The sequence below is a fragment of the Micromonospora sp. NPDC005806 genome (assembly GCF_042871425.1).
Classification (GTDB): Bacteria; Actinomycetota; Actinomycetes; order Mycobacteriales; family Micromonosporaceae; genus Micromonospora.
Window position 1 is genome coordinate 17632 of sequence record NZ_JBIAIL010000012.1, and the last position, 23754, is coordinate 41385.

Annotated in this window: 20 protein-coding genes and 2 tRNA genes; 10 read left to right on the top strand and 12 right to left on the bottom strand. The window is 74.2% G+C overall.

The genetic code is table 11. The features are described from left to right. Window positions 1-5: 5 nt before the first annotated feature. Window positions 6-1199, top strand: coding sequence for an RNA polymerase sigma factor (locus ACFYOS_RS15030; protein WP_387140666.1), 1194 nt, complete (start codon window positions 6-8; stop codon window positions 1197-1199). A gap of 110 nt (window positions 1200-1309) precedes the next feature. Next, window positions 1310-2272 (top strand): TIGR03557 family F420-dependent LLM class oxidoreductase, encoded by a 963-nt coding sequence (locus tag ACFYOS_RS15035; protein WP_387140670.1) that lies wholly within the window; start codon window positions 1310-1312, stop codon window positions 2270-2272. 205 nt (window positions 2273-2477) lie between these two features. Here ACFYOS_RS15035 and ACFYOS_RS15040 read toward each other — a convergent pair whose 3' ends face one another. The 7 genes from ACFYOS_RS15040 to ACFYOS_RS15070 form a co-directional block, all read right to left on the bottom strand. Further along, the gene (locus ACFYOS_RS15040; protein ID WP_387140673.1) at window positions 2478-3395 is read right to left on the bottom strand and encodes a hypothetical protein; all 918 of its coding nucleotides are present in this window, start codon (window positions 3393-3395) and stop codon (window positions 2478-2480) included. Between the two features lie 41 nt (window positions 3396-3436). Further along, window positions 3437-4240 (bottom strand): endonuclease/exonuclease/phosphatase family protein, encoded by an 804-nt coding sequence (locus ACFYOS_RS15045; RefSeq protein ID WP_387140676.1) that lies wholly within the window; start codon window positions 4238-4240, stop codon window positions 3437-3439. Window positions 4241-4250: 10 nt separating this feature from the next. After that, complete coding sequence (locus ACFYOS_RS15050) at window positions 4251-5741, bottom strand: phosphatase PAP2 family protein (RefSeq protein WP_387140679.1); 1491 nt, start codon at window positions 5739-5741, stop codon at window positions 4251-4253. A gap of 70 nt (window positions 5742-5811) precedes the next feature. Further along, window positions 5812-6813, bottom strand: coding sequence for a YihY/virulence factor BrkB family protein (locus ACFYOS_RS15055; protein ID WP_387140682.1), 1002 nt, complete (start codon window positions 6811-6813; stop codon window positions 5812-5814). Next, complete coding sequence (locus tag ACFYOS_RS15060; protein ID WP_387140685.1) at window positions 6806-7810, bottom strand: diacylglycerol/lipid kinase family protein; 1005 nt, start codon at window positions 7808-7810, stop codon at window positions 6806-6808. The genes ACFYOS_RS15055 and ACFYOS_RS15060 overlap by 8 nt, the downstream gene beginning before the upstream one ends. 103 nt (window positions 7811-7913) lie before the next feature. Beyond that, window positions 7914-8360, bottom strand: coding sequence for a Clp protease N-terminal domain-containing protein (locus tag ACFYOS_RS15065; RefSeq protein ID WP_387140688.1), 447 nt, complete (start codon window positions 8358-8360; stop codon window positions 7914-7916). Beyond that, window positions 8360-8593 (bottom strand): helix-turn-helix domain-containing protein, encoded by a 234-nt coding sequence (locus ACFYOS_RS15070; RefSeq protein ID WP_387140691.1) that lies wholly within the window; start codon window positions 8591-8593, stop codon window positions 8360-8362. The genes ACFYOS_RS15065 and ACFYOS_RS15070 overlap by 1 nt, the downstream gene beginning before the upstream one ends. A gap of 113 nt (window positions 8594-8706) precedes the next feature. Here ACFYOS_RS15070 and ACFYOS_RS15075 point away from each other — a divergent pair, with 113 nt between their 5' ends. From ACFYOS_RS15075 to ACFYOS_RS15090, 4 genes are all read left to right on the top strand, one after another. Beyond that, window positions 8707-9507: a PP2C family protein-serine/threonine phosphatase gene (locus tag ACFYOS_RS15075; RefSeq protein ID WP_387140694.1), complete on the top strand. Its 801-nt coding sequence runs from the start codon at window positions 8707-8709 to the stop codon at window positions 9505-9507. Window positions 9508-9644: 137 nt separating this feature from the next. After that, window positions 9645-10472 carry a universal stress protein gene (locus ACFYOS_RS15080; protein ID WP_387140697.1) on the top strand — a complete coding sequence of 276 codons (828 nt, stop codon included), beginning with the start codon at window positions 9645-9647 and terminating at the stop codon, window positions 10470-10472. Between the two features lie 125 nt (window positions 10473-10597). Further along, complete coding sequence (locus tag ACFYOS_RS15085; protein WP_387140700.1) at window positions 10598-13000, top strand: phosphoketolase; 2403 nt, start codon at window positions 10598-10600, stop codon at window positions 12998-13000. Continuing rightward, window positions 12997-13887, top strand: a complete 891-nt coding sequence (locus ACFYOS_RS15090) for a universal stress protein (protein WP_387140703.1) — start codon at window positions 12997-12999, stop codon at window positions 13885-13887. Before ACFYOS_RS15085 ends, ACFYOS_RS15090 begins: the two co-directional genes overlap by 4 nt. 14 nt (window positions 13888-13901) lie before the next feature. On the opposite strand, the gene ACFYOS_RS15095 is transcribed toward ACFYOS_RS15090, so the two are convergent. Beyond that, window positions 13902-16301, bottom strand: a complete 2400-nt coding sequence (locus tag ACFYOS_RS15095; RefSeq protein ID WP_387140706.1) for a heavy metal translocating P-type ATPase — start codon at window positions 16299-16301, stop codon at window positions 13902-13904. 190 nt (window positions 16302-16491) lie between these two features. Between ACFYOS_RS15095 and ACFYOS_RS15100 the strand changes: the two genes are divergently transcribed. Together ACFYOS_RS15100 and ACFYOS_RS15105 are read left to right on the top strand one after the other, a co-directional pair. Then, window positions 16492-17502 (top strand): Acg family FMN-binding oxidoreductase, encoded by a 1011-nt coding sequence (locus ACFYOS_RS15100; protein WP_387140709.1) that lies wholly within the window; start codon window positions 16492-16494, stop codon window positions 17500-17502. Window positions 17503-17596: 94 nt separating this feature from the next. After that, a complete protein-coding gene (locus ACFYOS_RS15105) occupies window positions 17597-19267 on the top strand; it encodes a GAF domain-containing sensor histidine kinase (protein ID WP_387141076.1) in 1671 nt (556 codons plus the stop codon). A 15-nt stretch (window positions 19268-19282) separates the two neighbouring features. Here the strand turns inward: ACFYOS_RS15105 and ACFYOS_RS15110 are convergent, their stop codons facing one another. Beyond that, entirely contained in the window at window positions 19283-19921 is a 639-nt protein-coding gene (locus ACFYOS_RS15110) for a response regulator (protein WP_387140712.1), read from the bottom strand. A gap of 187 nt (window positions 19922-20108) precedes the next feature. Here ACFYOS_RS15110 and ACFYOS_RS15115 point away from each other — a divergent pair, with 187 nt between their 5' ends. After that, on the top strand, window positions 20109-21083 hold the full coding sequence (locus ACFYOS_RS15115; RefSeq protein WP_387140715.1) for an Acg family FMN-binding oxidoreductase: 975 nt from the start codon (window positions 20109-20111) through the stop codon (window positions 21081-21083). Between the two features lie 91 nt (window positions 21084-21174). On the opposite strand, the gene ACFYOS_RS15120 is transcribed toward ACFYOS_RS15115, so the two are convergent. Continuing rightward, complete coding sequence (locus ACFYOS_RS15120; RefSeq protein WP_387140718.1) at window positions 21175-22182, bottom strand: NAD-dependent epimerase/dehydratase family protein; 1008 nt, start codon at window positions 22180-22182, stop codon at window positions 21175-21177. A 408-nt stretch (window positions 22183-22590) separates the two neighbouring features. Here ACFYOS_RS15120 and ACFYOS_RS15125 point away from each other — a divergent pair, with 408 nt between their 5' ends. Continuing rightward, window positions 22591-23184 carry a hypothetical protein gene (locus ACFYOS_RS15125; RefSeq protein WP_387140721.1) on the top strand — a complete coding sequence of 198 codons (594 nt, stop codon included), beginning with the start codon at window positions 22591-22593 and terminating at the stop codon, window positions 23182-23184. 239 nt (window positions 23185-23423) lie between these two features. Here the strand turns inward: ACFYOS_RS15125 and ACFYOS_RS15130 are convergent. Beyond that, window positions 23424-23498, bottom strand: a tRNA-Val gene (locus tag ACFYOS_RS15130). 14 nt (window positions 23499-23512) lie between these two features. Then, window positions 23513-23585 (bottom strand) — tRNA-Gly (locus ACFYOS_RS15135). Between the last annotated feature and the right edge of the window lie 169 nt (window positions 23586-23754).

Below are 23754 nucleotides of genomic sequence, written 5' to 3' on the forward strand. Positions count from 1 at the left end.
TCGGCGTGCTCGCCCGCCGGTTCGGTGACTTCGCCACCGCCGAGGACGCGGTGCAGGAGGCGCTGCTGGACGCGGCCACCCAGTGGCCGGTCGACGGGCTGCCGGACAACCCGCGAGGCTGGCTCGTCCAGGTCGCGTACCGCCGGATGATCGAGCTGGTCCGGGCCGAGGCGGCCCGCCGGGACCGGGAGGACCGGGCGACGCGGCGGGAGGGCGACGACCGGCGGACCGCGCCGGCCGCCGACGAGCCGTTGACCGCGGACCGGGACGACACCCTGATCCTGCTCTTCCTCTGCTGCCACCCGACGCTCTCCACGTCGTCGGCGATCGCGCTGACCCTGCGCGCGGTGGGCGGCCTCAGCACCGCCGAGATCGCCCACGCCTTCCTCGTCCCCGAGGCCACCATGGCCCAGCGGATCAGCCGGGCCAAGCAGCGCATCCGGGCCTCGGGGTTGCCGTTCCGGATGCCCGACGAGGGTGCGCGGCAGGCCAGGCTCGCCACGGTGCTGCACGTGCTCTACCTGATCTTCACCGAGGGGCACACCGCGAGTCTCGGCGCCGAGCTGCGCCGGGTGGACCTGTCCGAGGAGGCGATCCGGCTGACCCGGGCGATGCACACACTGCTGCCCGAGGACAGCGAGGTGGCCGGCCTGCTCGCCCTGATGCTGCTCACCGAGGCCCGCGCCGCAGCCCGGACCGGCCCCTCGGGCGAGCTGATCTCCCTGGCCGACCAGGACCGCGGCCGGTGGGACCCGGCCGCGATCGCCGAAGGGACCGCGCTGATCACCCGGGCGATGGCCCGGGGGCCGGTCGGGCCGTACCAGCTCCAGGCCGCCATCGCGGCGCTGCACGACGAGGCGCCGACCGCGGCGCAGACCGACTGGCCACAGATCCTCGCCCTCTACCAGGTGCTGGAGCGGCTGGTGGAGAGCCCGGTGGTCGCGCTGAACCGCGCGGTGGCGACCGCGATGGTGCACGGCCCGGACGCCGGGCTGGCCGCCCTCGTCGCGCTGGACGCCGACCAGCGGCTGACCGGTCACCACCGGCTCGACGCGGCCCGCGCCCACCTTCACGAGATGGCCGGCGACCGGGAGTCGGCGGTGGCCCACTACCGGGCCGCCGCCGGACGCACCACCAGCCTGCCCGAGCAGCGGTACCTACAGATGCGGGCGGCGCGGCTGGCGTCCGCCGCCGACTGATCCGGCGTACGGCGAAACGGAGGTGGCCAGGTCCCCGCGGAAGCGGACATCAGGGTTGACCACCGCGCGGCGGGGTATCCGGTGACGATCGGCCCGGAAGGAGATGCCCCATGGTCCACGTCGGCTACACCCTCATGTGCGAACAGGCCGGCCCGAAGCAGCTGGTCGACTACGCCGTCCGCGCCGAGGCCGCCGGCTTCGACCACCTCGTCTCGTCCGACCACTACAACCCCTGGCTCGACACCCAGGGCCACTCGCCGTACGCCTGGTCGGTGCTCGGGGCGGTCGCCCACGCCACCAGCCGGGCCGAGCTGCTGTCCTTCGTGACCTGCCCGATCGGCCGTTACCGCCCGGCGGTGGTGGCGCAGAAGGCCAGCACCATCGGCGTGCTCTCGGACGGCCGCTTCACCCTCGGCCTCGGCGCCGGCGAGAACCTCAACGAGCACGTGGTCGGCGGCTGGCCGCACGTGCAGCAGCGGCACGAGATGTTCGAGGAGGCCCTCCAGATCATCAGGCCCCTGCTCAACGGCGAGACGCTGACCTTCTCCGGCAACCACTTCGACGTCCCCGACGCGTACGTCTGGGACCGGCCGGAGCGCCCGGTGCCGATGGCCGTCGCCGCCTCCGGCCGGCAGTCGGCCACCCTGGCCGCCGAGTACGCCGACGCCCTCATTGCCACCGACCCGCTGCCGCATCTGGTCGAGATGTACGAGGAGGCCGGCGGCGCGGGCCGCCCCCGCTACGGCCAGGTGGCCATCTGCTACGGACCCGACGAGGCCGAGTGCCGCAAGGTCGTGCGCGACCAGTTCCGCTGGTTCGGCCTGGGCTGGAAGGTCAACGCCGACCTGCCCGACCCGGACGCGTTCGCCGCGGCCACCCGGTTCGTCCGCGAGGACGACGTGGCCCAGGGCATCCCCTGCGGGCCGGACGTGGACCGGCACGTCGAGGCGTTCAAGAAGTTCGTCGACGCCGGCTTCACCCACGTGGCGCTCGTGCAGGTCGGCGGCGACAGCCAGCCGATGTTCCTGGACTGGGCCCAGGAGGAGCTGCTGCCGCGGCTGCGCGAGCTGTGAGGCTTCCGGCCGACGCGACCCGTGGCCCGCTGGCGCCCGTGCTGCGAAGGTGAGTCCATGCGCATCGGGAACACCGAGATCCGTCCCGCCGGTGGTGGCCTCGGCTGCCTGCTGATGATCCTCTTCTCGATCCTCGCCTCGGTCGTGCTGACCGTGCTGCTGAACCTGCTCATCTGAACCCGGCCGCCCGTCTGCGGCGCCCCGTTCAGCGCCGCAGACCCAGTGCGACGAGCACCTCCCGCGAGGCCAGCCGGGCCGGGTCCAGCACGGCGCGGCGCAGCCAGCGGCGGGTCGGCCCGACGATGGCGCGCCACGCCGCACGCGCCCCGCGGGCCAGCGGCAGCACAGTGGCCCGCCAGACTGCCCGGACGGCCCGGCCCAGCGGCACGGCGAGGTGCCGCCACAGCCAGCGCAGGGCGAGTCCCAGCGGCCGCAGGAGTACCCGGTACAGGAAGCCGAGCACCCGTCCGGCGAGCCGCCAGGCGCCGACGACCGCGTCCACCAGCACCCGGCCGACGAACCGGGCCACGGCCCACAGCGCCCGGCCGACCGCGAGCAGCCCGACTGCGGCCACCCGACCGAGCGCCGCGAGTCCGGCGGCGAGGACCCGGGCGAGCGCCGCGAGCCCGGCGAGCAGCGCCCGACCGGCCGGCGCGAACAGTGCGGCCAGCCAGCGGGCCGGCCGCACCACCAGCTCCCGGACCAGCCAGGCCAGCGGCAGCCACAGCAACCGCCGGGCCGCCCACACCAGCGGACGCCAGACCAGCGTGACGGCAGCCCACGCCGCCCCGCGCGCCAGCCAGACCAGCGGAACCCAGAGCCGCGTCCGGGCCAGCCAGGCCAGCGGGAGCAGCAGCCGGCGGTACAGGAAGCGGCCGATGGGCGTGAGCAGGTGGCGGTTCACCAACCGGCCGGTGGCGCCGACCAGCTCCCAGAGCAGCCGTACCGGCAGCACCACGACCAGGGCGACACCGCGGGCGACGGCCGCGACCAGCGGCGGCGGCTCCTCGGCGACGGCATCAGACCGGACGCGCGACCGACCGGCCGGCACCACGGCGGCGGTCGGCACGGCCCCGGGCGGCCGGGCCGGGTCGGCGGGACGCAGGGGCGGGGTGCCGGTCACGGCGTCACCGTAGCCAGCCGCGGCAACGGCCGCCGCCCCGCTCAGGCCGGGGTCAACGCCAGGTCGGCCACGACCGGGTAGTGGTCGGAGGCGGTGTCGGCGTGGCCGCCCCGCACCACCCGGACCTCGCGGGTCAGGGCGGCCAGCTCCGGGGTGGCGAGCAGGTAGTCCAGGCGCATACCGGCGAACTCGGCTCCGCCGAGCCGGGTCGGCACGGTCAATCCGTCCGGCTCGCCCCCGCCGAGATGTGGCCAGAGGTCGACCAGGCCGGCGTCGAGCAGCCGGGCCACCGCCCGGGTGTCGACGGTACGACCGTCGCGGCGCAGGTGCCGCCGCCGGTAGAGGGCGGACAGGCCGGCCAGCCGCGCGGCGTGGTCGACCGCCGGCTCGAGGGTGTTCAGGTCCCCGGCGAGCAGCGCCAACGGTCCCCCGGTACGTCGCACGGCCACCGCCAGCCAGTCGGCCTCCGTCCGCCGCCGCCCGCCGGAGTACGGGTCCAGGTGCGTGCTGTGCACGATCAGCGGGCCTTCTCGGGTGGCCACCTCCACCCGGACGGCGGCGTGGTGGAACGGGCGGCGTACCCGGCCGGACCGGAGCACCCGCAGCGGCGCGCGAACCAGCACCGCCACCGGCTGGCCGAAACAGGAGCGGGCCAGGTGGGGCACCATGTCCACCCGCCCCGCCAGCTCCGTCATCCGCCCGTCCCGGTCCAGGCCGCGCAGCTCCTGCAGGGCCAGCACGTCGGGGCGCTGGGCGGCGACGACCGCGACGATCCCGTCCCACCGGTCGGTCCCGTCCCGGTCCCGCCCGCCGGTGAGGATGTTCCAGGTCATCACCCGCAGCATCGGCGCCCGGTCAGTCCTCCCGGCTGGCCTTGGCCAGCTCCTCGTCCAGCTCGCGAACCTGCTCGGACTCGATCGCGGGCCGGTTGCCCCGGTGCACGTCGGCGTTGGGGCGGACCACCCAGTAGAGCAGGGAGATCCAGAGGGCGGCGAGCAGGATCGCGCCCATGAAGTCGGTCGGGTGGTGCATGCCCCGGTACATCCGCGAGATGGCCACCCCGACCGGCATGATCACGGCCAGCGCCACGAAGAGCCACCGCCACCACCGGTCGGTACGCGCGAACACGATGATCGCGATCGCGCTCCACAGGCAGATGGTGGCCGCGATGTGCCCGGAGGGGAAGGACGAGGTCGGCAGGTGGCCGTCCAGGTTCTCCACCGGCGGGCGGGGCCGCTGCACCACCCGGGCCGAGGCGAGGAAGAGGCTCAGCTCGCCGAACATCGCCAGCACCACGAAGAGCACCGGTCGCCAGCGCTTCCAGATGGCCAGCACCAGCGGGCAGAACACCAGCGAGACCAGCAGGATCGCGTGGGTGTCGCCGAACTTGCTCCACCACCAGCTCAGCCCGTTGAGCTGGTCGGTGCGCCGGGCCGCGAACCACTGCGGCACCTCGGTGTCGAGGGTGTCGAGGAACGTGCCCTTGGCGTGGTAGCTGACGTACATGCCGAAGGCGTACAGGGCGCCGAAGACGATCACCCAGCCGACCAGCAGCTCGGCGACGGACGAGCGGGGGTGCTCCAGCACCTGCTCCTCGGCCGGTGCGGGGGTGATCTCCTCGCCCGCCTCCGGCTCCAGGCCTTCGGTGATCGCCGGCACCGGGCGGCCGCGCTCGCGGCGCCACAGCCGGAAGGCGTACGCGGTGACGGCGAGCCAGACCGCGCCGAGCAGCCAGCCGCCGAACACGTCGGAGACGAAGTGCACGCCCAGCGCGATCCGGGTCAGCCCGATCAGGAGGACCAGCACACCGACGATCGCGATGGCCGGCTTGCGCCAACGCGGCGTCATGGCCGGCAGGAAGACCAGCAGCAGCGCCCCGTACGCGACGAACGAGCCGAGCGCGTGCCCGCTCGGGAAGCTGTCGCCGGGGGCGTGGGTGATCGGCACGTCCACCACCGGGCGGAGCCGTCCGACCAGCGCCTTCAGCGACGGGTCGAGGATCAGCCCGCCGACCCCGGTGACGATCAGGTAGACCGCCAGCCGGGACTGGCGGCGGATCAGCAGGCCGACCACGGCGATGGTGACCAGCCAGATCAGCACCGGTCGCCCGCCCAGGTCGGTGACCGCCTGGAGCACGGTGACGAGCGCGTGGTGCGGCGCCACGAGGTGGTTGAACCACTCCGCCGCCTCGTGGTCGGCGTGGTAGAGCGGCCCCCAGTGGAACCGGACGAGCATGAGCAGCACGCCGAACGCGACGCCCGCGCCGGCCACACCGAGCAGCCCCACGACGCTCCGCTCGGCGAAATGGCCGAGCGGCCGGCGCCTCGCCTCCTTGACCGCGGTCACCCCGCACCTCCCTTGTCCTCTGCGAGGCGCGCTGTACCCGATTCCGGCTCCCCGTACACGCGCCGGGTCGTCAGAGGGCGGTCATCTCGCCGGTGTCGAGCACCTCCTCGCGCTCGGCCTCCGGCTCCCAGAGGTCGGGCTGGGCGGGCTCCTCGACGCCGATCCGCATGGCCTCCAGCTGGGCGGCGAAGGCCAGCCCGCCGAAGAGCGCCACCCCGGTCAGGTTGGCCCAGAGCAACAGCGCCATCATGCCGGTCAGCGCGCCGTAGGTCTGCCCGAATCCGCCGCTGTACTTGACGTACGCGGCGAGCAGCAGGCTGGCCAGCCACCAGAGCGCGGTGGCGATCCCGGCGCCGAAGAAGAGCCAGGACAGGCCGGGCTGGTTACGTCGGGGCGCGTGCCGGAACAGCACCGCCACGGCCGCCACGGTCAGGCCGAGGCTGAGCGGCCAGCGCACCACGTCCCAGGCGGCGTTGGCGAAACCGCCCCACTCGTAGTGCCGCTGCACCGAGTCGCCCATCGCCCGGCCGCCCACCAGGATCAGGAATCCGGTGAGCGCGGGCACACCGGCGGTCACCGCGAGAACGGCGGCGCGGAGGTACTTGGCCAGGGCGGGGCGGTCCCGCTCGACGCCGTAGATCCGGTTGGCGCCCCGCTCGATCTGGGCCATGGTCGTGGTGAGCGCGATCAGCCCGGTCAACAGACCGAGGGTCAGCGCCAGCTCTCCGGCCCGCTCGGCGCCCTCGCCGTCGGCGAGCAACTGTTGCACCACCGACTCGCTCTGGCCCGGGGTGAGCGCGAGCACGGTGTCGGCGACCACCTTGCCGCCCGTGTCGGCGCCGAGGTCGGTGATCAGGCCGGTGAGCGCGATCAGGAACGGCACCACGGCCAGGCTGAGCTGCAGGGCGAGCGCCCGGGAGTGGCTGAAGCCGTCGCCGTACCGAAACCGGATGAACGCGTCCCGCAGCAGGCACCAACCGCCGTGCCGGCGCAGGGTGTGCCAGGCGTCGTCGGCGGAGAGCTCCTCCTCCGCCATCAGCCGGGTCTCGGGGACCAGTTTGGTGCTACTCACGGCCCGCCTCCTCGACCAGGCGCTCGCCGCGCTCGCCGGCGGCGTCGGCGTCGACCGACAGGTCGGGATGGCGCGCCGGCCGCGGTACGCAGAGCCAGAGCGACTCGGGCCGGATCTCGGCCTTCAGCGACCGGCCCGGGTCGATCAGGTCGCCGTCGAGCTGCCGGGGCTGGGCCCGGTTGCTGGTGATCTCGACCTTGCGGGCTCGGAGCACCTCCATCCGGGGCACGCTGCCCCGGCGGCGCAGCAGCGCCCAGCCCATCGCCAACCAGTGCCGCAGCCTGCGGGGGGTGAGCACGGCGACGTCGAGCCAGCCGTCGTCGGGCTCGGCGTCGGTGAGCAGGCGTACGCCGCCCTGGAGGCGGCCGACGTTGGCGACCAGGACCGAGCGGGCCCGGCGGCGCAGCGGCGGCCCGCCGTCGATCCGGATCGACACCCGCATCGGCCGGTCCCGCAGGTGCTTGGCGGCCCCGACGATGTAGGCCGGCCAGCCGATCCGCTTTTTGGTCGTCTCGGAGGTGGAGTCGAGCATCTGCGCGTCGAAGCCCATCCCGGCCATGACGGCGAAGCACTGGTCGCCGACCACGCCGACGTCCAGTCGCCGCATCCCCCGCTCGACGGCGACCTCCAGCCCCGCGGCCAGGTCGTTGGAGAGGCCGAGGTTGGCGGCGAGCAGGTTGCCGGTGCCCTGGGGCAGCACGGCGAGCGCCACGTCGGTGCCGGCGAGCGCGGTGACGCAGGCCATCACCGTGCCGTCGCCGCCGCAGGCGAGGACCACCTCGGCGCCGGCCTTGACGGCCTGCTCGGTCTGGCCCCGGCCGGGGTCGTCCACGGTGGTCTCGTACCACGTCGGGGCGGGCCAGCCGGCCGCGTCGAGGGCGCCGTCCACGGTCCGGCGGAACTGGTCGATATCGGTCACCTTGGCGGGGTTGACCACCACCGCGGACCGCGGTGCGGGGTTGCCTGCGGTCACCGGGTGCTTGTCCTCACCATCCACGGCGCCAGTGTGCAGCAACTCGGGTGGGTCGGCGAGCCGACGGCGACCGACGTTGCGAGGACCGCAAACAGGTTTGACCGCGCCGGCCGCTGGTGAGCGGGGATCAGGCTGCCGTCCGCGTCGCCACCGCGAGCCGCCGGCGCAGCTCGCCGAGGTCCGTCCCGGCCTCGACGAGGGCCAGCGCGACCGGGCCGCTCGTCTCGTGGAGCAGGCCGAGCAGGAGGTGCTCGGTGCCGATCCGGTGCTGGCGCTGCCGGACCGCTTCGCGCCGGGAGAGCGCCAGTGCCTTCTTCGCCCGGGGCGACCAGCGCCCGTTGCCGCGCCGACGGGAGGTCGTTACGCGCAACGCGTCGGGGCCGAACGACTCCTTGACCCGGGCGACGATCGCGCCGAGGTCGATGCCGATCCCGCGTAGCGCTGCGGCGTCCGCCTCGGTGAGGCCGGCGACGCCGCGGGCGCTGTGTCGGGCCGGATCCGGGTCCTCGGCCCGGGCGGCGTCGACCGCGTGCCGGATCGCCGTCCGGGCCCGCCCGGTGAACCGTTCGAACATCACGCCTCCCAGGTGCCTCGGACCGCCGGTCGCCCGGCGTGCGTGCGGCGGACCGTGCGCCGGCTGACCTCGAGGGCGTCGGCGATCTCCTGCCAGGACCAGCCCTGGCAGCGGGCGTTGTCCACGTGAACCGTCTCCAACCGGTCGAGCAGCCGGCGCAGGGCGCGCACGGCCGGCAGCCCGTCCTTCGGGTCGGTGCCGCCGGCGGCGGCGAGTGTCGTCACCTGACTCATGCTGTCAATTTAGGTTGACGATGGTCGCGCTGTCAACCTAAGTTGACGACAGCTCCCTCGACACGAGGCCCGACGCGCCCGGCGGAGCCCCTGACCGGTGTTACGGTCCGCTGATGTTCCGCCGTCCACCCCCGGATCAACCCGTCGAACCCGCCCGCCGGCTGGCCGTCGGGCGGCTCACGCTCGAGATCGCCGGCTGGAGCGTGGTGGGCCACCGCTACCCGGAGAACTTCGACGTGCTGCACGTCGACCCCGAGCTGCCCCTGGCGGCGGTCGCCGACGGGATGGGCGACGGCGAGGGCAGCCGGGTCGCCGGCCGGACCGCGATCACCAGCTTCGTCGAGCGGGTCCGCGCCGGCTGGCCGACCGTCGGGGCGGCCGAGCTGCGCGCCGCGACTGCCGAGACCCAGCTCCGGGTACGCCGGGCCGGGGCGGCGCTGGCCGGACTGACCGGCTGCACGCTGACCGCGCTGGTCGCGGAGCCGGAGGGCGGGCAGGGCTGGCTCGTCCAGCTCGGCGACTCCCGGGCGTACCGGCTGCGCGACGGGCTGCTGGAGCTGGTGACGGTGGACCACACCATGGCCTGGCTGGGGGTGGTGCACGGCTGGTGGCCGGCGACCTCCCCGGAGGCTGCCCGGGCGCGCTACCAGCTGCTGCGCTACGTCGGCCATCCGGACAGGCCGGAGCCGGACCTGCTCGCCGTCCCGCTACGCACCGGTGACACCTGGCTGCTCTGCACGGACGGGGTGAGCGACCAGCTCGACTACCACCGGCTGCGGGACCTGCTGGCCGCCGGGCGGGACCCGGCCCGCACCGCCACCGCCCTGCTCTCCGCCACCCTCGACGAGGGCGGCGACGACAACGCCACCGCCGTGGTGGTCCGCGTCCACCCGACGGTCCCCGCACCGCGCTGACCCACGGCGTCACCCGGCCCTGGCGGGGCCCGGTTCTTCGCGGCGGTGAACCGGCTCCAGTTCCGCCGACCCGGTCCGGCCGGGCGACCCTCGCGATTACCGTGGGTGAGGAGGGCACGGTCGGGAGGTGAGGCGGGATGGCCGCACCCACCCACGACGCGGTGGTGGTCGGCGTCGGCCGGTCGGAGGAGGACCTCCAGGTGGTCCGGGCGGCCGCCGGCGAGGCCGCGGTACACGACCGTCCGCTGCTCCTGCTGCACGCCTTCAACTGGGCGGCGGCCGTGGAGAAGCCCACCGCGGCCGGGCCGCGCGCCGACGCCGAGGGTCTCCTCGAGCGGGCCGGGGAGGTGGCCTCCGCCGCCGAGCCGGCGGTGCCGGTGAGCGGCGAGATCGTCGAGGGCTCGCCGGTCGAGGCGCTGGTCCGGGCCTCCGACTCGGCGTTCCTGCTGGCGCTCGGTGACGGCGGGATGGCGAACTGCGGGCACTGCGTGCGGGCCGACGCGCCCGCCGTGCAGCTCGCCGCCCGGGCCGGCTGCCCGGTGCTGGTCGGCCGGGCCGCGCCACCGCCGCAGGGACCGCTGCTGGTCGGCGTCGACGGCTCGGAGAGCTCGCGCGCCACGCTGCGCTACGCGTTCGACTGCGCCGAGCGGCGCGGCACGCGGCTGCTCGCGCTCCGGGTCGTCGAGCCCGGCAACCACGACCCCGGCGACGAGCTGCTCGAAGCGGCGGTCGCCCGGTACGGCGCCCGGCACCCGGGGGTGGCCGCCGAATGCCACACCGTCCGCGGTGATCCCGGCACCGTCCTGATCGAACAGTCCCGCTCGGCACAGCTCGTCCTGGTCGGGGCGCGGGGTGACGAGGCGTGGCGGGGCATGCTCGGGGCGGTCAGCCAGTCCCTGCTCTACCACTCGCCGGCCCCGGTGATCGTCGTCCGTGGACTCGAACCCGGGAGCGGCGGGCCATGACGCCCGCGCGTACCGGGACCAACGGCCCTGACCGCCTCCCCCGGCCCCGGGTGAGGCTGGACGGGCCCGGACGGATTCCGCCTTCGGGTGGCACAAGACCCCGAGCCGCGAGAGGCTAACGCAGCATGGACACCGCTCTCGACCTGCACAGCCCACTGACCGAGGACGAGCTGCGCCGGCTTGACGCCTACTGGCGAGCGGCCAACTACCTCACCGTCGGGCAGATCTACCTGCTCGACAACCCGCTGCTCCGCGAGCCGCTCAAGCCCGAGCACGTGAAGCCGCGTCTGCTGGGGCACTGGGGCACCAGCCCCGGCCTCAACCTGATCTACGCGCACCTCAACCGGGTCATCGTCAACCGCGACCTGAGCGTCATCTACGTCACCGGCCCCGGGCACGGCGGGCCGGCGATCGTGGCGAACACCTGGCTGGAGGGCACCTACAGCGAGCTCTACCACTCCGTGACCCGGGACGAGACGGGGATGGCCCGGCTGTTCCGCCAGTTCTCCTTCCCCGGCGGCATCCCCAGCCACGTGGCGGCGGAGGTGCCGGGGTCGATCCACGAGGGCGGCGAGCTGGGGTACGCGCTGAGCCACGCCTACGGCGCCGCGTTCGACAACCCGGACCTGCTGGTGGCCTGCGTGATCGGGGACGGCGAGGCGGAGACCGGCCCGCTGGCCGGGAGTTGGCTGTCCAACGTCTTCCTCAACCCGACCCGGGACGGGGCGGTGCTGCCCATCCTGCACCTCAACGGCTACAAGATCGCCAGCCCGACGGTGTTGGAACGGATCCCCACCGACGACCTGCTCGAGCTGATGCGCGGCTACGGCTACCAGCCGTACGTCGTCTCCGGCGACGACCCGACGCAGGTGCACCAGGCGCTCGCCGCCACCCTGGACCGGGCAGTCGACGAGATCACCGAGATCCAGCGCCGGGCCCGCTCCGGCGGCGACGCCGAGCGCCCCCGCTGGCCGATGATCATCCTCCGCACGCCGAAGGGCTGGACCGGCCCGAAGCAGGTCCACGGCAAGCAGGTCGAGGGGACCTTCCGCGCCCACCAGGTGCCCATCGACGAGGTACGGAAGGACCCGGAGGCGCTCGCCGAGCTGGAACGCTGGCTGCGCAGCTACCGGCCGGAGGAACTCTTCGACGCCACCGGCGGCCCAGTCGCCGAGCTGGCCGCGCTGCCGCCGAAGGGAGACCGGCGGATGAGCGCGAACCCGGTCACCAACGGTGGCCTGGTGCTGCGGGACCTGGACCTGCCGGACTTCCGCGCCTACGCGGTCGACGTGAAGAAGCCGGGCGAGCCGGTGGCCGGCTCCACCGGCGTGCTCGGCCCGTGGGTCCGCGACGTGATCGCCGCCAACCCGCAGAACTTCCGCCTGTTCGGCCCCGACGAGGTCGCCTCCAACCGGCTGGGCGCCGCCTTCGAGGTCACCGACCGGGCGTTCGTCGGCGACACGGACCCCGAAGACGACCACCTCTCGCCCGACGGCCGGGTGATGGAGGTGCTCTCCGAGCACCTCTGCCAAGGCTGGCTGGAGGGCTACCTGCTCACCGGCCGGCACGGCATCTTCACCAGCTACGAAGCGTTCATCCACATCGTCGACTCGATGGTCAACCAGCATGCCAAGTGGCTGAAGGTGACCCGGGGCATCCCCTGGCGGGAGCAGCTCGCCTCGCTGAACTACCTGCTGTCGAGCCACGTCTGGCGGCAGGATCACAACGGCTTCTCGCACCAGGACCCGGGCTTCATCGACCACGTGGTCAACAAGAAGGCGGAAGTGGTCCGGGTCTACCTGCCGCCGGACGCCAACACGCTGCTCTCCACCATGGACCACTGCCTGCGCAGCAGGCACTACATCAACGTGGTGGTGGCCGGCAAACAGCCGGCACCGAACTGGCTGACCATGGACGAGGCCATCCAGCACGCCCGGCGCGGGCTGGGCATCTGGGACTGGGCCAGCACCGATCAGGGCACCGAGCCGGACGTGGTGCTCGCCTGCGCCGGCGACGTGCCGACGCTGGAGACCCTCGCCGCGGCCGACCTGCTCCGCCAGCACCTGCCCGAGCTGAAGGCGCGGGTGGTCAACGTGGTCGACCTGATGCGGCTGCAGCCGCCCTCGGAGCACCCGCACGGCCTGCCGGACAGCGAGTTCGACACCATCTTCACCAGCGACAAGCCGATCATCTTCGCCTACCACGGCTACCCGTGGCTGATCCACCGGCTCACCTACCGGCGCACCAACCACGACAACCTGCACGTGCGCGGCTACAAGGAGGAGGGCACCACCACCACACCGTTCGACATGGTGATGCTCAACGACCTGGACCGCTTCCACCTGGTCATCGACGTCATCGACCGGGTGCCGGGGCTGCGCTCGCGCGCCGCCCACCTGCGCCAGGACATGGTCGACGCCCGACAGGCCGCCCGCGACTACACCCGCGAGTACGGCGAGGACGACCCCCGGGTCGCCGAGTGGCGCTGGATCCGGGAGACCGAGCCCGGCCTGCGGAGGGGGCAGTGAACCCGGGCGTGGCCGCCGCGCCCGGTCGCGACGAGATCCTGGTCGGCTACGACGGCTCCACCGACGCGACCGTCGCCCTGGACTGGGCGCTGGACGAGGCCGGCCGCTCGGGCCGGCCGGTCCGGCTGGCGTACGTGTTCGAGTGGCTGACCGTGGCCGGCTGGATCGGTCCCGGGGTGGCGCCCGGGATCTGGCCGGACGAGACCGCGCGGCGGGAGGTCGAGAAACTGGTCCGCAAGGCAGCGGCGGACGCCGCCGCCGAGCGCCCCGGCCTCACCGTGCACGGCGAGGTCTTCGACGGCCCGCCCGCCCTGGTCCTGCAGGAACGCTCCACCGAGGCGGGGATGCTGGTGCTCGGCAGCCGGGGGCACGGCGGCTTCGGCGGGCTGCTCGCCGGCTCCACCGCGGTCTCCGTCACCGCCCACGCCCACTGCCCCGTGGTGGTGGTCCGGGACGGGCAGGCGGCCACCTCCGGCCCGGTGGTGGTCGGCGTGGACGGCTCCGACTCGTCGCTGCGGGCGCTCGGCTTCGCCATCGAACGCGCCGCCCAGCGGGACGTGCCACTACGGCTGCTGCGGGTCTGGGAGCCGCCCGGCGAGCGCCGGGTACCGTCCGGCTTCGACCCGGAGGAGGCCACCGCCACCGAACGGGCGGCCGCCGAGGGCGATCTCGCCCCCTGGCGGGGGGCCTTCCCGGACGTCCCGGTCGACGTCCAGGTGACCCCGGGCAACCCGGCCGCGCTGCTGGTCGAGGCGAGCCGGGAGGCACAGCTCGTGGTCGTCGGCACCCGGGGCCGGGGCGGGCTGCGGGGCATGCTGCTCGGCTCGGTCAGCCAGCAACTCCTCCACCACGCGCACTGCCCGGTGGCGGTGGTCCGGGAACGCTGACGCCCACCGGCAGGTCAGCGGCCCGAGGCGGCCGGGCCCTCCTCCGGGTTGAGCGAGAAGTAGTCCTCCTCTTCCTGGGCCAGGTGCAGCCGCAGCACGGCGTCCAGGCCGTACAGGGCGGCCAGCAGGTCCGGCACCTCGTCGGGGCGCAACCGACCGTCCGGGTTCTGGGCCAGGTGCCCGCCGATCCGGTCCACCAGCCGGCCGATCTCCACGTGTCCGCGGCTCATCGTCGAGGTCGCCTCGTCGCTGCCGAGCGGACCGGCGAGGGCCGGGTAGAGCCGCCCCTCCTCGGCCGCCTCGTGCGGCAGCACCTCGTCGACCAGCCGGCGGTGCACGTCCCGCAGCGCCGGTACGCACTGCGGCGCGTCCGGGTGTGTCACCACCAGGTCGGCGGTGTCCCGCAGCCGGGCCAGCACGTCGCGCACCCCACCGTGCTCGGCGGCGTACCGCTCGAGGAGTGCCCGGGTCTCCGGCGGGACGTCCCGGCGGCGCAGGCCACCCCCGAGGGCACGCAGCGCGTTGAGGATCACCAGCACGTCGATGCCCTCCTGCAGGAAGGCACCGGCGACCGGGGGCAGCCCGCCAACGGCGGCCACCACCATCGCGACGACCGCCAGTCCCATCCCGACGGTGGCGCTCTGCACGGCGATGCGGCGCGCGTACCGGGCGATCTCGACGGCGTCGGCGAGCCGGTCCAGCCGGTCCACGGTGAGCACCGCGTCGGCCACGTCGGCGGAGGCCGTCGCCCCGGTGGCGCCCATCGCCACCCCGACATGCGCCTCGGCCAGCGCCGGGGCATCGTTCACGCCGTCGCCGACCATCACGGTGACCGCCCGGCCGGACTCCTCCCTGACCCGGTCCACCTTCTCCCGCGGCGAGCACTGCGCCCAGACGTCGTCCACGCCGACGGTCTGCGCGACCTGCCGGGCGGTACGCGGCCGGTCGCCGGTGACCATGACCAGGCGGCCCAGCCCCGCCTCGCGGAGTCGCCGCACGGTACGCCGGGCGTCCGGGCGGACCGGATCCTCCAGCAGGATCGCGCCGAGCGGGGCCCGGTCGTCGCTGACCCAGACCGTGGACCGGCCAGCCAACTCGGCGCGCTCGCGGGCCCGGTGGGCCCACTCCGGCGGCGCGCCCGCGAGCTGGCCGACCCGCACCACCCGGCCGTCCACCCGGCCGGTCACCCCGCGCCCCGGCTCCTCCGTGACGTCGGTCGGCTCGGTCAGCGGCAGTCCCTGCTCGCGGGCCTGCCGGACCAGGGCGGCGGCCAGCACGTGCGGGGAGAGCTGCTCCACGGAGGCGGCCAGCCGCAGCACCTCGTCCCGGTCGCCGCCGGGCGGGACCACCGTCTCGGCGGCGCGTGGGCGGCCGGCGGTGAGCGTGCCGGTCTTGTCCATGAGCAGGGTGCGGGCCCGGCCCAGCAGTTCCAGCGAGCCGCCGTCGCGGACCAGGACGCCGCGCCGGGCCACCCGGGACAGCCCGGAGACGATCGCGATCGGGGTGGCCAGCAGCAGCGGACAGGGCGTGGCCACCACGAGCACCGCCACGGCCCGCAGGAACTGGCCGGACAGCAGCCCGGCCACCCCGGCCAGCAGCAGGGTGAACGGCACGAACGCGGCCGCGTACCGGTCGGCGAGCCGGACCATCGGCGCCTTGCGCGCGGTGGCCTCCTCGGCCAGCCGGACGATCCCGGCGTACGTGCTCTCCGCCGCGTTCCGGCGGGCCCGCAGCCCGAAACCCGCGCCGGCGTTGACCACGCCACTGACCACCTGCTCGCCCACGGCCCGGGTGACCAGCTGCGACTCGCCGGTGACCACCGACTCGTCGAGCGTCGCGGCCTCCTCCACCGTCCCGTCCACCGGCACCACGTCGCCGGGGCCGACGACCAGCCGATCCCCCACCGCGACCCGGTTCAGCGGCACCACCTCGATCCCGCCGTCCGGAGTGCGCCGCCGGGCCTGCCGGGGCGCGCGTTCCAGCAGCGCCCGCAGGTCGCGGCTGGCCCGACGCTGGGCGTAGTTCTCCAGCGCCTGCCCGGTGGCGACCATCACGGCGATCACCGCGCCGGCCAGGTACTCGCGCACCAGCAGCGTGCCGACCAGCGCCAGCACCGCGATCACGTCCACCCCGAACTGCCGACGCCGGAGCTGCCGCAGCGTCGACCAGGTGGCCGGCAGCAGGGCCACCACGGTCACCGCCGCCCAGACCAGCTGCCCCGCGCCGCGCAGCCCGGCGAACCACAGCCCGGCGCCGACCAGCACGGCCAGGGTCAGCAGGGTCAGCGGTGCCCACTCGACGGGGCCAGGTCGCGGCGCGGTGCCAGACGCGCCGAGCTGGCGCCGTCGCAGCCAGTCCGTCCGGCGGCGCTGCACCGGCCGCTCGGGTACGCACTCGCGCGGTTCCGCTCCCACGTGCGGATCGTCTCAGCGCCGCTGCGGGCGGGGTAGGGCAAACGAGGGTAATCCGGCGGGCCGAAGTGCCCGGGCGGGCGGGCCGTGCGGGCCGTGCGCGCAGCCTGGTCATGCCCGAGGATGGAGCGGCATCCCCACCCGGGCGGGCCTGGTGTGGGGCACGATGGGGAAAACAGGAAAGGTCGTGACGATGAGCCACGAGACGCCGGCTGCGGACCGCTCGCTGACCACCGCGCTCGCGGAGGCCGCCGCGATGGCCGGCCGCGCCCCCTCGGTGCACAACACCCAGCCGTGGCGCTGGACCGTCCTGCCCGACGCGCTGGAGCTGCGCGTGGTACGGGAGCGCCACCTCAGCGCCCTCGACCCGGAGGGTCGGCTGCTGGCCGTCAGCTGCGGCGCCGCGCTGCACCACGCCCGGCTGGCGCTGGCCGCGGAGGGCTGGACGCCGGTGGTGGAGCGGCTGCCCGACCCGGCCCAGCCGGACCTGCTGGCCCGCCTGACCAACGTCAAGCACACCGGGGCGGACCCGGACGCCATGCACACGGTGCAGTGCATCCAGGTACGGCACACCGACCGGCGACCGGTCAGCGACGAGCCGATCCCCGACGCCGCCCTCGAGGAGATCGACCGGGCGGCCACCCGTGAGGGCGTGCACCTCCAGGTGCTCGACGACAGCCAGAAGATCCAGCTCGCCAGCGCCGCCCAGCAGGCCGCGGCGGTCGAGGCGGGCAGCCCGGAGCTGCGCGAGGAGCTGGCGTACTGGACCAGCCGGGCCGGCGCCGGCACCGGACTGCCGCCGGAGGTGCTGCCGGTCGAGGCCCCGCAGACCACCGTCCCGGGCCGCGACTTCGGCCAACCCGGCACCCTGCCGGTGGGCCCCGGGCACGACCGGGCCGCCTCCTACGCGATCCTCTGGGGCACCGAGGACGAGCCGGACAGCTGGCTGCGCGCCGGCGAGGGGCTCTCCGCGGCCTGGCTCACCGCCACCCGGCTCGGGGTGTCCCTGGTTCCGCTCAGCGGCGTGGTGGAGGTCGAGGGCACCCGGCAGGTGCTCCGGCAGATGCTCTCCGGCCTGGGCTTCCCGTACATCTCGATGCGCCTCGGCCGCGCCGACCCGACGCATGCCGGCCCCCCGCACACCCCGCGGCTGGACGTCGCGCAGACCGTCGACACCTCGGCGGTACGCGGCCAGCTGCCTTAGCGGGGGCTCGTCCCGTCCGGTCACCGGGCGATAACATCGCCCGGTGACCAGTGCACCGAATCCCCGGAACGAGCACGTCACCCCGTCCCTGGGCCTGACCCCGTTGTCCCGGGTCCGGCTCGACGAGCTTCTCCAGGAGATGCTCGACCGGGTCGGCGAGGTGGTCACCAGCCGGGAGCGGCTACGGGCCCTGCTCGACGCCGTGGTGGGCATCGGCACCGACCTCGACCTGCGCAGCACCCTGCAACGGATCGTGGAGTCGGCGTGCGAGCTGGTCGGCGCCCGGTACGGCGCGCTCGGCGTGATCGGCCCCGACCGGCTGCTGCACGACTTCATCATCCACGGCATCAGCGACGAGCTGCACGCCAAGATCGGTGACCTCCCGCACGGCCGCGGCGTGCTCGGTCTGCTGATCGACGATCCCCGGCCGCTGCGCATGCCGGACATCACCCAGCACCCCAAGTCGTACGGCTTCCCGAAGCACCACCCGCCGATGCACAGCTTCCTCGGTGTGCCGGTGCGCATCCGCGACCACGTCTTCGGCAACCTCTACCTGGCGGAGAAGCAGGCCGCGGCGGAGTTCACCGAGGACGACGAGGAGATCGTGGTGGCGCTCGCCGCGGCGGCCGGCGTGGCGATCGAGAACGCCCGCCTCTACGCCCTCGCACACCGGCGGGAACGCTGGCTGGCCGCCACCGCCGAGATCACCTCGGTGCTGCTCGGCGAGGTGCGCCGCACCGACGCACTGACCCTGGTGGCCCGGCGCGCCCGGGAGGTCGCCGAGGCGGAACTGGCCCTGGTGCTGCTCTACGACGAGGACGAGAGCCAGTTCACCGTCGAGGTGGTCGACGGCACCGACGAGGCCGCCCGGGAGCTGGTCGGCGCGGTGCTGCCCGCCGCCGAGACCACCTTCGCCAGCTCGGTCACCGAGCGCCGCCACGAACTGCTGGACGACCTGGCCGAGGCCGCCCCCTGGCCACGGCCGGTGGTCGCCGGCCCGGCGGTGGTCTCCCCCCTCGCCGCGGCGGACGTCCTGCACGGCGTGCTGGTGATCGCCCACCGACCCGATCACGGCCCCGCCGCCGAGGACGAGGTCGCGCTGCTGGGCAGCTTCGCCGGCCAGGCCGCGCTCGCCATGGAACGGGCCCGCGGCCAGGAGGAGCGGGAGCTGCTGGTGGTCCTGGAGGACCGCGAGCGGATCGCCCGCGACCTGCACGACGTGGTGATCCAGCGGCTCTTCGCCACCGGCCTGCAGCTGCAGAGCGGGGCGATGAACACCCGCCCCGAGGTGGCCAAGCGGATCAACCAGGCGGTCGACGACCTGGACGCCACCATCCGCGACATCCGGCGGACCATCTTCGAGCTGCGCACCCCGATGAGCGCCGCGTTGCGCACCGAGATCCGCGAGGCGATCGAGGTGGCCGCCGAGTCGCTGGGCTACCGGCCCGAGCTGGAACTGGTCGGCCCGATCGACAGCGCCGTCCCGGACGCGCTCCGCCCCGAACTCACCGCCGTGCTCCGCGAGGCGCTCTCCAACGCGGTACGCCACGCGCAGGCCGACCGGGTGGCGGTGACGGTGAAGGTCGACGCCGGTTGGGTGTCGGTGACCGTCACCGACGACGGGGTGGGATGCGACCCGGAGGCGGCCCGCAGCGGGCTGGTGAACCTGCGCGAGCGGGCCGAACGGCTCGGCGGCGACTTCCAGCTCAGTCGGGTGATCCCGCACGGCACCGAGGTGCGCTGGAGCGTGCCGCTGGGCGATTGAGCCCGGGGGCCCGCCTCAGTGGGTCTTGCCGAGCAGCCGGGTGGCCAGCACCGCCGCCTGCGTACGCCGCTCCAGGCCGAGCTTCGCCAGCACGCTGGAGACGTAGTTCTTCACCGTCTTCTCCGCCAGGAACATCTTCCCGGCGATCTCCCGGTTGGTGAGGCCCTCGGCCACGTACTCCAGGATCCGCCGCTCCTGCTCGGTGAGGCTCTTCAGCTCGCGCGGCTGCTCTACGCCGCTGCGGATCCGCTCCAGCACCCGGGTGGTGATCGCCGGGTCGAGCAGCGACTGACCGGCCGCCACCCGGCGGACCGCGTCCACCAGGTCGGTGCCGCGGATCTGCTTGAGCACGTACCCGGCGGCGCCCGCCATGATCGCCGCGAAGAGCGCCTCGTCGTCCTCGTACGAGGTGAGGATCAGGCCCTTGATCGAGGAGTCCACGGCCCGGACGTCCCGACACACGTCGATGCCGTTGCCGTCGGGCAGCCGGGCGTCGAGGATCGCCACGTCGGGACGGAGCGCCGGGATCCGACGGGCCGCCTCCTGGGCGGAGCCGGAATCACCGACCACCTCGATGTCGCCGCTGCTGGTGAGCAGGTCGGCAAGGCCACGACGGACGACCTCGTGGTCGTCGAGCAGGAACACCCGGATCATCCGTCATTTTTACCCTGTCGGTCCGGCGCCCGACACGGGTCGAAGGTCCCTACTCTGCCGCGTTGCCGGAGGGCAGACGGGCCCGTCGAGGTGGGGACCTCCGGCCCTGCTCACCGCGCTGCCGGGTGACGCACCGTGGAGGTGGACCAACCGGGGGCGGCACGGCCCGCACGGAAGGAGCAGCACCATGACCACGGGCTACACCGTCGAACAGCTGAGGGTCGCCGCGACCGACGCCGTCCGGGCGCCGTCCCTGCACAACACCCAGCCGTGGCGGTTCCGGCTGCGCGACGGCGGGATCGAGCTCTCCGTCGACCCGCTGCGCCGGCTGCCCGCCACCGACCCGAGCGGCTGGGGCGCCCGGATCGGCTGCGGGGCGGCCCTGTTCAACCTGCGGCTGGCGCTCGCCGTGGCGGGCACCCCGGCCACGGTCCGGCTCCGCCCGTACCCCGCCGACCCGGACGTGGTGGCCCGGCTGGTCCCGGACCTCCCCCGCCGGCCCACCCCGACCGAGCAGAGCCTGTACGCGGCCATCGACCGCCGGTTCAGCAACCGCGCCCCGTTCTGGCCCGACCCGGTTCCCGCCGACGCCCGCTGGCGGCTCGGCGAGGCCGCCCGGGCCGAGCAGTGCTGGCTGGAACTGCTGATCGGCACCAGCGCGGTCAACGCGTTCGCCGAGATCGCCCGCAGCGCCCACCGCGTCCTCGAACGCGAACCCGCGTACGTGGCCGAGCGGTCGGCCTGGATCCGCGCCGAGCCCTCCCCCGACGGGGTGCCCGCGGCGGCCGGCGGGCCGCAGAGCGAACCGCAGGACCTGCTGCCGCAGCGCGGATTCGGCGGGCGCAACCGGGCCCCGGGGCGCGACTTCGAGCCGGAGCCGCTGGTGGCCGTGCTGGGATCGGCGGGGAACACGGCGACGGACCAGATCATCGCCGGGCAGGCGTTGCAGCGGGTGCTGCTGACCGCCACGGACGCGGGGCTGGCCGTGTCGATGATCTCCCAGCCGATCGAGGTGCCGGGGGCGCGGGAGGCGCTGCGGCTGTCGCTGGGACGGTTCGGCACGCCGCAGATGGTCATGCGGATCGGGTACGGACAGCCGGGTTCAGCCACGCCGCGACGGCCGGTGGAGGAGGTGCTCGACCTGCCGGTGCCTCAGGGCTGACGGAAGGGGACGGCGATCGCCGCGGCACCCGCGGCAGCGAACAGGGACCGCCTCGCCGTCCACCCTCCGGCATGGGCCTCCCGACGGCCGGTCAGCTCCGGGGCGCCGCAGCGGCCAGCAGGGCCGTCTCCCGCTCCGGGTCCAGCCCTACCGCGGTGCGCGCCGGTCGCCCCGCCCGCGCCGGCACCCGCCCCACCTCGCCCAGCCAACGCCAGGTGTCGGCGACCGTGTCGGCCACCGGCCGGCAGACCAGCCCCGCCGCGTACGCCCGCTCGACGCCGCGTTCCTGCAGCCAGCGGTACTCGTGCCCACGCGGGATCCAGATCGGCAGGTCGTTCCACGGCTCCACCCCGGCGGCCAGGATCACCTCCGGGTCCGTCCAGCGCAGCGGCGCGTCCGCGCCGGTCACCGCCACGGCCGCGTCGAGCAGCTCACCCATCGTCGCGTGTCCGGTCCGACTCACCACGTTGTACGCCCCGCCGACCCCCTCGACCCCCCGGTCCAGCATCCAGATCGCCAGGTCCCGTGCGTCGATGTACTGCAACGGCAGGTCACGCGGACCGGGGGCGAGCACCTCCCCGCCCCGCGCGACCCGCTGCAGCCACCAGGGCAGCCGCCCGATGTCCTCGCCCGGCCCGAGGATCAGCCCGGCCCGGGCCAGCAGCGCCCGGTCGCCGAAGACCTCCACGGCGGCCCGCTCCCCGCCCGCCTTGTTCCGGGAGTAGTCCCCGTCGCCCGCGTCCGCGTCGGCCTCGACGGTCGGTGCGTCCTCGCCCACGCCCGGCTCGACCGGCGGCGCGTACACCGAGCCGCTGGAGACGTAGACGTAGTGCGGCACCGCACCGGCCAGGGCGCGGGCCGCGTCGCCCACCGCGCGGGGCGCCCCGTCCCAGGTGTCCACCACCAGGTCCCACTCGCCGCCGGCGAGCGCCGCCAGGCCGTCCGGTGCCGTCCGGTCACCCGGCAACCGGTGTACGCCCGCCGGCACGTCCCCGTGCAGCCCCCGGTTGAACACCGTCACCGACCAGCCGCGGCGCAGGCCCTCGCGCACCGTGGCCCCACCGACGAATCCCGTCCCACCCAGTACCAGCAGTCTCATGCGTCCCACCCTGCCCGGTGCCGCCCCGCCCGTGAGCGATGTTCACGGTGAGCGGATCTGCCATGGGCAGAAACCGCGGTGCCCCACCGAGGCGTCACCGCCGGTTGGTGTCCGACCTGATGTCCGGTTTCGGGGTGTGACCGGCGGCATCCCGCAGCCGGAATGCTGGGTGGGCGGGGGTCGTTGAATCCCGTGTACGACCGAGGAAGAGCCCCGCCGAGGCGGGCGTGCGCAGCCCGGAATGACGGTGGGCCGCCGGTCGTTACACATGGTCCCGGCGCCGCGAAGAGGCCCCACCCCCCGCCGGAACCCCCCAAGACTTTCCCCCTCTTTTGAGCGCCTGACGGTGCTTGCGCACGAGCCGACCCCCCTTCGGTGTGTGCGCCAACCCCCGAATGGAGCTTTCCCATGAACACGATGCTGCGTAAGAGCGTGCTCAGTATTGCTGGTCTCGCGTTCGCCGGTGGCCTGGCCGCCGGTCCGCTGAACCACCACGAGGCCACCCCGACCACGGGGCTCCACGAGGCCGCGGTCGTGCAGGCCGACAAGCCGGGCGTGGACAAGGCCAAGCTGATCCCGCACGGTGTGCAGGGCACCCAGTCGAAGATCGACCTGAACGACGAGCAGGTCGGCAACGCTAAGGCGATCATCGCCGCGACGAAGAAGGCCGGTCTGCCGGAGCGGGCCGCGGTCATCTCGATCGCCACCAGCCTGCAGGAGTCGAAGCTGGAGAACCTGGGCCACCTCGGCGACGCCAACGACCACGACTCGCTGGGCCTGTTCCAGCAGCGCCCCTCCAGTGGTTGGGGTACTCCGGAGCAGATCACCAACCCCGAGTACTCGACCCTCGCCTTCGAGAAGGGGTTGAAGCAGGTCGACGGCTGGCAGGACATGCCGCTGACCCAGGCCGCCCAGACCGTGCAGGTGTCGGCCTACCCGGACGCCTACGCCCAGTGGGAACAGCAGGCCGCCGACCTCGTCGCCCAGCACTGGAACAACTGACCCACACGCAAGACAAAAGCCGCTGGCCGGCACCCCGAGACAGGGGTGCCGGCCAGCGGCCGTTGCGTACCACAGCAAGACCGCGACGGACCGGCGGCGGACGACCACGACGGGCTGGGGGCGAGGGTGACCGGCGCAGGGATCAAGCCTGACCGCCCGGAGCCGGTCACCCTCGCCCCCAGCCTGAAAGCGCAACCAGCAAAAAGCTCGCCACCCCCTCGGAGTGACGAGCATCAAACTGGTGGGCGATACTGGGTTTGAACCAGTGACCTCTTCCGTGTCAAGGAAGCGCGCTCCCACTGCGCCAATCGCCCGAGGGAAAATCGCGAGCGGACGACGGGATTCGAACCCGCGACCCTCACCTTGGCAAGGTGATGCGCTACCAGCTGCGCTACGTCCGCCTGCCGCCGGCTTGCGTCGGCGACGGGGTGAACTGTACCCGATGACAAGATCGCCGGTCGAACCGACCCGCCGGCCGTCGGCCCTTGGTCGCGGCCTGCGGATTGGGCCGGCGACCGCCTGGGTACTGACTCGGATCGACAGCACACCACATCCCCGAAGGAGGCTGTC

What these genes read in the sequence shown, in the direction of transcription:
- ACFYOS_RS15035 (WP_387140670.1), top strand. Translation starts at nt 1,310, where the DNA reads ATGGTCCACGTCGGCTACACCCTCATGTGCGAACAGGCCGGCCCGAAG.
- ACFYOS_RS15045 (WP_387140676.1), bottom strand. Translation starts at nt 4,240, where the DNA reads ATGCTGCGGGTGATGACCTGGAACATCCTCACCGGCGGGCGGGACCGG.
- ACFYOS_RS15065 (WP_387140688.1), bottom strand. Translation starts at nt 8,360, where the DNA reads ATGTTCGAACGGTTCACCGGGCGGGCCCGGACGGCGATCCGGCACGCG.
- ACFYOS_RS15070 (WP_387140691.1), bottom strand. Translation starts at nt 8,593, where the DNA reads ATGAGTCAGGTGACGACACTCGCCGCCGCCGGCGGCACCGACCCGAAG.
- ACFYOS_RS15075 (WP_387140694.1), top strand. Translation starts at nt 8,707, where the DNA reads ATGTTCCGCCGTCCACCCCCGGATCAACCCGTCGAACCCGCCCGCCGG.
- ACFYOS_RS15080 (WP_387140697.1), top strand. Translation starts at nt 9,645, where the DNA reads ATGGCCGCACCCACCCACGACGCGGTGGTGGTCGGCGTCGGCCGGTCG.
- ACFYOS_RS15085 (WP_387140700.1), top strand. Translation starts at nt 10,598, where the DNA reads ATGGACACCGCTCTCGACCTGCACAGCCCACTGACCGAGGACGAGCTG.
- ACFYOS_RS15100 (WP_387140709.1), top strand. Translation starts at nt 16,492, where the DNA reads ATGAGCCACGAGACGCCGGCTGCGGACCGCTCGCTGACCACCGCGCTC.
- ACFYOS_RS15110 (WP_387140712.1), bottom strand. Translation starts at nt 19,921, where the DNA reads ATGATCCGGGTGTTCCTGCTCGACGACCACGAGGTCGTCCGTCGTGGC.
- ACFYOS_RS15115 (WP_387140715.1), top strand. Translation starts at nt 20,109, where the DNA reads ATGACCACGGGCTACACCGTCGAACAGCTGAGGGTCGCCGCGACCGAC.
- ACFYOS_RS15120 (WP_387140718.1), bottom strand. Translation starts at nt 22,182, where the DNA reads ATGAGACTGCTGGTACTGGGTGGGACGGGATTCGTCGGTGGGGCCACG.
- ACFYOS_RS15125 (WP_387140721.1), top strand. Translation starts at nt 22,591, where the DNA reads ATGAACACGATGCTGCGTAAGAGCGTGCTCAGTATTGCTGGTCTCGCG.